The following is a 9,034-nucleotide window of genomic DNA, read 5'->3' on the forward strand; positions in this document are numbered from 1 at the left end:
TTATTGAAATACTATCCCCAAAACACCAAAGTACTGAATCTATATGCGAAGTATCTGAAATACCAAAAACCGTAGTATCTCCAAAACATAAATTATCTGCCGTAAATTCAGGGATGAAGAAGTAGGATTGGATAAAAACTGGTAAACCAGCCTGTGCTTTTCTGCCATTTAAATACAAATAGTTTTCAATATAATTACATGAAGTATCTTCTTTTTCAGGGTATTCGATAACCCCTAAATAATATGAACCTTGAATTTGTGTATTAACATTTGAAACATAAATCTTACCATCAATACCTAATTGAAGGGAAAGAGGTAAACTATATTTTAAAAAGTTGTACCCGACAATCTTAATTGAGTTTTCAATTGCTAATTTTGTTTTTTTTGAAAGGTTAAATTGATATATAAAGTTTTGCCCCTCGCAAGTAATATATAGGTATTTACCGGATGGCGAAAATTCTGCACTATACGGTCTGTCAAAGCCCTGAGCATTGGGGATATCTATTGTTAAGCATTTATTAATTACTCCTGTAGTATTATTGAAATTACATATTTCAAACAAATGTTTATGAGATGGTATGCAATGTACAATTGTTTTTGCATCTGGTGATACTTTTATGTATCCAAACTTGTCATAGTAGAAATCAAGTTTTGTATTACCAGTAGAAATAATATAATTCATATCAATTCCATTTTTATTAATTAAAAATGCAACATAATTTTTTGATTGGTACTTATGCGTAATTAACCAAATCGCTTCATTATTACTATGCTTAATGGCGTTCATTTTATTAACTCCATTTGTAAATATTTGATTATTTTTTGATATTATTTTCCCATTTCCATTATTATACGAAACATCAACTATAGAGTAGCAAACACCATGATTGTTGAAATAATTGTCTGTAGTGAAGATGTAATATAAATTTGGATTTGAAGGATATGGAATTATAAGAGCAGATTGTGAAGAAAATTTATGCCCATATAGTTTTGTTCCATTATCCATAACATTGTGGGTTTTATTATAAACAGTTACCCCATCAGTATAGAATAAAAGATTCCCGTTTTTATCAGAAATAGTAGCATTTCCCGCATAAGTATTTAATTGCCCATTAGTTAGTGAAACAGAACCAGTATCTGTGAATTTGATTCCTGCATTTTTGCCGAAATACCAGTTTTCTGCTTCACGTTGTGCAAAAGAATTTAACGAAACAGTTATCAAAAAAAATATGACTAATAGTTTTCTCATTTATTTATGCTAAAAGAAAATATAATTCAAAGATACTTAAAATAAAATTCATAAAAAAATTGTTCAATTATTCATTAGTACAATTAAAAGTGAAAAGGTAACGGAAAAAATAGGATTTTTTTTCAAAAGGCTGTTTTGAGGGTTTCGTGGGTGAAAATTTTAACTTTTTATTTTATAAACTCATCCCCGCCTTCTCTAAAAATAAAGAAGGAGTAAGCGGTAAAGTTAAAATTTTCACAGTATTGTTTGGTATTAGTTGTTTTTTACAGAATTGATTTTTTGAAAAATATTTTTGAAATTTAATCAAATGTATCATCCCTCTTTGCTTGCAGAGAGGGACAGGAGGGTGAGTCAAAGAAAGTTGCTATGAAAATAAATGTTCAATTTTAACTTTATATTTTTTAGCGATTCCATAATTTGAGTTTTTTAGAATTGTTTATTTGTTTATCTGTTGATTTGTTTATTTGGAATTTGACTGCTGACTGAGGACTGCCGACTGAGGACTGTTTTTGACTACCTTTGCTAAAAAGCCCGAGATTGTCGCGGTCGTATTCTGACAACTAATAATTAGTAGTAAAATTATCACATTTTTTTTGTCAGAACACTCCCTCACAATGACGACTTTATGGGTTGTTGTAAGAATTGTTTATTTGTTTAGATTCTCCTCCGTAGCTTTAGCGAAGGAGGATTTAGTTATCTGTTTATTCGTAACACATAACTCTAAGTACTTTAGGCACTCTAGGCACTTTAAGTACTTCTTTCTATTTTATATTAGAAAGAAAAATTATTTCTGAATTTCTTTGCGTATTTTTGCATTTTTAACAAAAATGCGTAAAAGAATTATTGAGTTAAAAATATTATGATAAAGATAATAATGAATTTCTTAAGGTCTCTTTTCGGGAGTAAATCCGATAGGGATATTAAGTCCATGAATCCGATTGTGGAAGAAATTAATCAGCATTTTGAGGAGTATAAAAGCATTTCTAATGATGAATTAAGAGGAAAAACTATTGAGTTTAGAAAAATAATTACGAATGATTTAAAAAATATTGATGATAAAATTGTTGAGATTAATGATAAAATAAATACAGATGAATCTTTAGATGCTGAAGCAAAAGAAGATTTATTTAGAAAAATAGATAAACTTGATGAGCAAAGAAATGAAGAGCTTGAAATTGTTCTTGATAAAATATTACCTGAAGCATTTGCTGTAGTTAAAGAAACAGCAAGAAGATTTACAGAAAACGAAACTATTGAAGTAACAACAACCGAAAGGGATAAAGACCTATCCGTTTCTAAAGATTACGTTAGCATAAAAGGAAATAAAACTATTTATAAAAACAGTTGGGATGCAGCAGGTATTCCTATTGTTTGGAATATGGTACATTATGATGTTCAGCTTGCTGGAGGTATCGTTTTGCATCGTGGAAAAATTGCCGAAATGGCAACAGGTGAAGGGAAAACTCTTGTTTCAACACTCCCTTCTTACCTAAATGCACTTGCGAGTAGAGGTGTTCATCTTATTACTGTAAACGATTACCTTGCAAGACGTGACTGTGAATGGAATGGTCCTTTACTAGAATTTCTTGGTATTTCTGTTGATTGTATTGAGTATTATAAAGCAAATTCAAAAGAAAGAAGAGGAGCATATTTGGCGGATGTTACTTATGGTACCAACAATGAATTTGGTTTTGATTACCTTAGGGATAACATGGCAAGAAACCCCGAAGACCTTGTTCAAAGAAAGCATCATTTTACAATGGTTGATGAGGTTGACTCTGTACTTATTGATGATGCAAGAACCCCATTAATTATTTCAGGTCCAACGGAAACAAGCGACAAAGACCAAGATCGCTTTTATGAACTCAAACCAAGAGTTGAAAAATTGATGCAAGCACAAAAACAGTTTGTAAACAAAGCTTTAAATATTGCTAAAAAAGAATTAGGAACCTCTCCAACAGCAAAGACAAACAGTGAAGCAGCAATGATGCTTCTTCGTGCTTTTAGGGGTTTGCCCAAAAGCAAAGCACTTATTAAATATCTTAGTAAAGAAGGTGTAAAATCATTTTTGCTAAAAACAGAGAATTTCTTTCTTCAGGAGCAATCTAAGCACATGCCTGAAATAGATCAAGAATTATTTTTTGTAATAGACGAAAAAAACAATTCAATAGAAATATCTGACAAAGGTGTTGACCTAATAACTAAATCGGGTGAAGAAACAAATTTCTTTATAATGCCTGATGTAGGTGCTGAAATTTCAAAACTTGAAGAACAAGACATTTCTGAGGAAGAAAAACTTAAGAAAGAAGACGAACTTTTAACAGATTTTTCTATTAAATCGGAAAGGATACACACTATTAATCAGCTCCTTAAAGCATACACCATGTTTGAAAAGGAAAATGAATATATTATTGCTGACAGCAAAATTAAAATTGTTGACGAACAAACAGGACGTGTACTTGATGGAAGAAGATATTCTGAAGGATTGCATCAGGCAATAGAAGCTAAAGAAAATGTAAAAGTTGAAAAATCAACACAAACTTATGCAACTATTACTCTTCAGAACTATTTTAGAATGTACCACAAACTTTCGGGTATGACAGGTACAGCCGAAACAGAAGCAGGAGAATTTTGGCAGATTTACAAACTTGATGTTGTAGTTGTTCCAACTAACGAACCGATTATTCGTGAAGACAATCAAGACATGATTTTTAAAACCAAAAGGGAAAAATTTAATTCTGTTGCTGATGAAATCGAAAAATTTATAAAGAATGGAAACCCGATTTTGGTTGGTACTACCTCAATTGAAACTTCTGAATTGGTAAGTCGCTTACTTACCCGTAGAAAAATAAAACATAATGTTCTTAATGCGAAACAACATCAGCGTGAAGCAGAAATTGTAAAGGAAGCAGGACTTACATCAAATGTAACCATAGCAACAAACATGGCAGGTAGGGGTACAGATATTAAACTTGGTGAAGGAGTTGTTGATGCAGGTGGATTAGCAATTATTGGAACAGAAAGACATGAGTCAAGAAGAATTGACAGGCAGTTGCGAGGACGTGCAGGACGACAAGGAGACCCGGGTGCTTCACAATTTTATGTTTGCCTCGAAGATGATTTAATGAGATTGTTTGGCTCCGAAAGAATATCAAAATACATGGATAGACTGGGCTTGGAAGATGGAGAAGTTATTCAACATTCAATGATAACAAAATCCATTGAACGTGCTCAGAAAAAAGTAGAAGAAAATAACTTTGGAATTCGTAAGAGACTTCTTGAATATGATGATGTTATGAATTCGCAACGTGAGGTAATTTATAAAAGAAGACGTAATGCGCTTTACGGTGATAGATTAGAAGTTGACATCAACAATATGCTTGTAGATTTATGTGAAGACCTTGTAGAAATACACAAAGCAGATGGAGATTTCGACAAATTTAATCTTGATGTAATGCGCTTTTTTGCCATGCAATCATCAATTCCGGAAAAAGATTTTTTTGACTTAAAAATTAATGATCTTGTAGATAAACTTTATGATAACCTTAAAGAAAAATATAATAGAAAAGTAGAATCTATTGCTGAAAAGGCATTTCCTATTATCAAACATGTTTTTAAAGACAGAGGCAAAACGCTGAAATATATTGTGGTTCCATTTTCAGATGGGAACAAAAATTTGGAGATACTCGTTGACCTCGAAAAGGCATACAAAACAAAAGGAAAAGAAATTCTTCGGTCATTTGAAAAGCTTACAACACTTCAAATGATTGATGATGCATGGAAAGTGCATTTGCGTGAACTTGATGATTTGAAACAATCAGTTCAAAATGCATCTTATGAACAAAAAGACCCGATTCTTATTTATAAACTAGAATCATTTAATCTCTTTGAAAAAATGTTGGGTAAAATTAGCAGAGATGTTTTACCATTAATATTTAAAGGAGATATTATTACACAAGACCCTGATGCTGTTGAGGAAGGACAAGCTACAAAAAAAGCAGATTTGTCAAACTTAAAAGAATCAAGACCTGGAGATTTTGAAGGGACTCAAATGCCTGAAGGATCAAATACTCAAAGTCAGAGAAAAGAACCTGTAAGAGTTGAAAATAAAGTGGGTAGAAATGACCCCTGCCCTTGTGGAAGCGGTAAAAAATACAAACATTGTCACGGAAAACTATAGTAAAAATAATTATGGAACTTAATAAATATATTGAACAAACATTATTAAAACCTGATGCAACAAAAGAACAAATAAAAGCTCTTTGTATCGAAGCTCTTGAATACAACTTTGTGGGAGTATGTATTGCCCCTTATTTTGTAAAATATGCTAATAATATTTTAGAAAATTCAGCAGTAAAAATAGTAACGGTAGTAGGTTTTCCTATGGGTTATCAGTCAATTACTTCAAAGGTTGAAGAAACAAAAAAAGCTCTTGAAGACGGTGCTAATGAAATTGATATGGTAATTAATATTTCAGCACTCAAATCAAAGGAATATAATCATGTTAAAGATGGTATTGAAGGAATTGCAACATTGTGCCGTTTAAGAAGTAAGCCTATAAAAGTAATAATTGAAACTTGTTTGCTTACAGAAGATGAGATTATAAAAGCTTGTGAAATTTGTGCAGACATTGAGGTGGATTATGTAAAAACATCTACAGGAGTAAATTGTGAAGGAGCAACTATTGAAAATGTAAAATTAATGAGAAAAATTCTTCCTAAAAAAATTAAAATTAAAGCTGCAGGAGGTATTCGTGATTATAAATTTGCAAAAGAACTTATTAAAGCCGGTGCTGATAGATTAGGAACATCTTCTGGAGTTAAAATTGTATCAGAATAAAATTATATTTTTGTTATTAAAATTTTTTTGCTTTCTAAATTTAATTCAAATGAAAAAATTGATACTTGCTTTTGTTATTCCTTTTTTTTACTTTGCCTTAGTTGCACAAAATCAGAACAATCAAGCGGATAGTTTAAAAAATAAAATAAATATTATCAGAGATATTAAAGTTGATACTTTGGTAAATAGAGTAATTGATTTAAATAAAGAAGATCCTAAAATTAATGGTTATAGAATTCAAATATTTTCAGGTTCAAGCCGAAGAAAGGCTAATGAAGTTAAAGCAAAATTTATTACAACTTATCCTCAGGTAAAAGTTACTTTGCTTTATCAACGACCATATTTTAAAATCAGAGTTGGAAATTACAGAAACAGAGTTGAGGCACAGCAAATGTATTTTAAACTTATTGAAGATGAAAATTTTAATACTGTGATTCTTGTCCCTGATAAAATTGATTTGCCAAGACTAGAGAAATTGTAAAACGAATAGATATTATTTTGCTTATGATTGAAAAAATTAGATCCCTTTCGGAAAAATATTTTAAAAATGCCGTTGAAACAAGAAGGCATTTACATTCTCATCCCGAACTATCTTTTCAGGAAAAAGAAACATCAGATTATATTTTTAAGGAATTAAATTCAATTGGAATAAATGTAAAGAGAATTGCGAATACCGGAATAATTGCAGAAATTAATGGAAAGGAAAAAGGGAAAGTAATTGCATTACGTGCTGATATTGATGCTTTACCAATAAATGAAGATAATGATGTTAGTTACAAATCTGTTCAAGAAAATGTAATGCATGCTTGCGGACATGATGTTCATACCGCTTCTTTACTTACAGTTGCGAAAATTTTAAATCAATTAAAAGAAGAGTTTACAGGAACAATAAAATTAATATTTCAACCTGCGGAAGAAAAAATCCCGGGAGGTGCACAGCAAATTATTGAAGAAGGTGGATTAAAAAATCCTGATGTTGACATTATTTTTGGGCAACATGTTGACCCCGATCTTGAAACAGGGACTGTTGGTTTTAAAGCAAATGAATACATGGCTTCTTCCGATGAATTTTATATCTCGGTTTTTGGTAAAGGCGGTCATGCTGCAATGCCATGGAAACTAATTGATCCTGTTGTTATTTCTGCTCAACTCATCACTTCATTACAAACAATAATTAGCAGAAATACTAATGTTAATTCACCTTCTGTTTTATCTTTTGGAAAAATCACTTCTTTAAACGGTGCTGTAAATATTATTCCGAATGAAGTAAAAATTGAAGGAATATTTAGAACTTTTAATGAAGAATGGCGTAAGGAAGCACATAAATTAATTATTTCCCTTTGCGAAAATATTGTTAAGGGAATGGGAGCTAAGGCAAAGATTAAAATTATTCAAGGTTATCCTGTTCTTATTAATGATGAAGAACAAACAAAGAAATCTGTTATTTACGCTCAAGAGTACTTAGGCAAAAAGAATGTTATTATGCTTGAAAGAAGAATGACTGCCGAAGATTTTGCCTATTATTCCTTAAAGAAAACCGCAGTTTATTATCGTCTTGGAACAGCAAATAAATCAAAAGGAATTGATTCCCCACTTCATTCTTCAACATTTAATGTTGATGAAGATTCTTTAAAAACGAGTATTGGATTAATGACATATCTTGCTCTTAAATCATTGTAATAGTGAAAAATAATCTGCAAAATATTATTTTCTTTTTTTTATTGATAGTTTTATTTTCTTCATTTCAAAATATTTTTGGTCAGGGAATTGATAATTCCCATTCAAAACGTATATGCTACACTTCCAGAATGACGGAAATGAATAAAGATAAATTTCCAAAGTTCAACTTGTCCTCAAACGCTTCTTTTCGCTCTTCAAACTTTGATGATTTTATAATTATTCCCGTAGTTGTTCATGTAATTTATGATGGTCAGCATGAAAACCTGTCTGATGAAAGGGTACGAAGCCAGATACAAGTTTTAAATGAAGATTTTGGTCATTACGGAAAATACAATAATGATGACAGGGGAAAGGATACGAAGATTCGCTTTTGTCTTGCAAAAAAAGACCCTGATGGAAATCCAACAACAGGGATAAATCACATTAAATCGGAATTGACAGAACTTGATTCTGAAAACGAAATGCTTACAAAAAATCTGAGTCGTTGGGATCAAAAGCGTTTTTTAAATATTTGGGTAGTAAAATCAATTGATGCTTTAGAAAATGTTCAGGGTTATTCCTATGTGCCGGATGATTCAGGAGGTCCGCTTTTTGAAGGTGATGGAATAGTAATTACTTTTCAATTTTTCGGAAAAAAAAGTGATAATCCTTATGGTTATAATATTGGAAGAACCACTACTCATGAGGTTGGACATTATCTCAATTTAATTCATCCATGGGGAGGAGATGAAACAGGAGAAGGCGGATGTGATGATGATGACGGAATAGAAGATACTCCTGTTTGTTCATTACAATTTTACTCTGATTATCCGCTTTGTGAACATCCTGTTCAATGCGATAACACACGGCTGATTGAAGATTTTATGGATTATTCAACTGATGGATGTATGAAATTATTTACAGCAGATCAGGGCAAGGCAATGATAAATGCTATTAAAAAATACCGACCGATTTTGGTTAGTTATGAAAATATTGTTGAAAGAGGTTGTGTAAATTTTTTTGATTCACTTAACAACAACACTATCGTTGATGTGTATCCTGTTCCTGCTCGCACAATCCTGAATTTTGAAACCCATAGTATGGATCCTTACACTTTGTCTTTTTACATTTATGATATTACAGGCAAACTTGTTTTAACAAAAAACATTGAAGGTGTAACAAAAGGAGTGATAAGTTTTAATATTGCTGAATTACTCCCGGGTATTTATATCTTAAAAGGTAGTTTTGCAGATTATAAAATTGAAGAAAAGATTATTAAAACAGGGA

6 protein-coding genes are annotated in these 9,034 nt (G+C 31.3%); 5 read left to right on the forward strand and 1 reads right to left on the reverse strand.

Annotation, left to right across the window (positions count from 1 at the left end; genetic code table 11):
- On the reverse strand, positions 1 to 1,249 hold a 1,249-nt coding region (locus U9R42_11875), incomplete at its 3' end, for a hypothetical protein (GenBank protein ID MEA3496721.1).
- 859 nt (positions 1,250 to 2,108) lie between these two features.
- Here U9R42_11875 and secA point away from each other — a divergent pair.
- The 5 genes from secA to U9R42_11900 form a co-directional block, all read left to right on the forward strand.
- Entirely contained in the window at positions 2,109 to 5,429 is a 3,321-nt protein-coding gene (gene secA / locus U9R42_11880; protein MEA3496722.1) for a preprotein translocase subunit SecA, read from the forward strand.
- Positions 5,430 to 5,440: 11 nt separating this feature from the next.
- Complete coding sequence (gene deoC / locus U9R42_11885; protein ID MEA3496723.1) at positions 5,441 to 6,088, forward strand: deoxyribose-phosphate aldolase; 648 nt, start codon at positions 5,441 to 5,443, stop codon at positions 6,086 to 6,088.
- A 49-nt stretch (positions 6,089 to 6,137) separates the two neighbouring features.
- Positions 6,138 to 6,569, forward strand: coding sequence for an SPOR domain-containing protein (locus U9R42_11890; protein ID MEA3496724.1), 432 nt, complete (start codon positions 6,138 to 6,140; stop codon positions 6,567 to 6,569).
- Between the two features lie 23 nt (positions 6,570 to 6,592).
- Positions 6,593 to 7,768, forward strand: a complete 1,176-nt coding sequence (locus tag U9R42_11895; GenBank protein ID MEA3496725.1) for a M20 family metallopeptidase — start codon at positions 6,593 to 6,595, stop codon at positions 7,766 to 7,768.
- A gap of 137 nt (positions 7,769 to 7,905) precedes the next feature.
- A partial coding sequence (locus U9R42_11900; protein MEA3496726.1) for a M43 family zinc metalloprotease occupies positions 7,906 to 9,034 on the forward strand: 1,129 nt, incomplete at its 3' end.

The sequence above is a fragment of the Bacteroidota bacterium genome, assembly GCA_034723125.1.
In the GTDB taxonomy this organism is placed as follows: Bacteria; Bacteroidota; Bacteroidia; order CAILMK01; family JAAYUY01; genus JAYEOP01.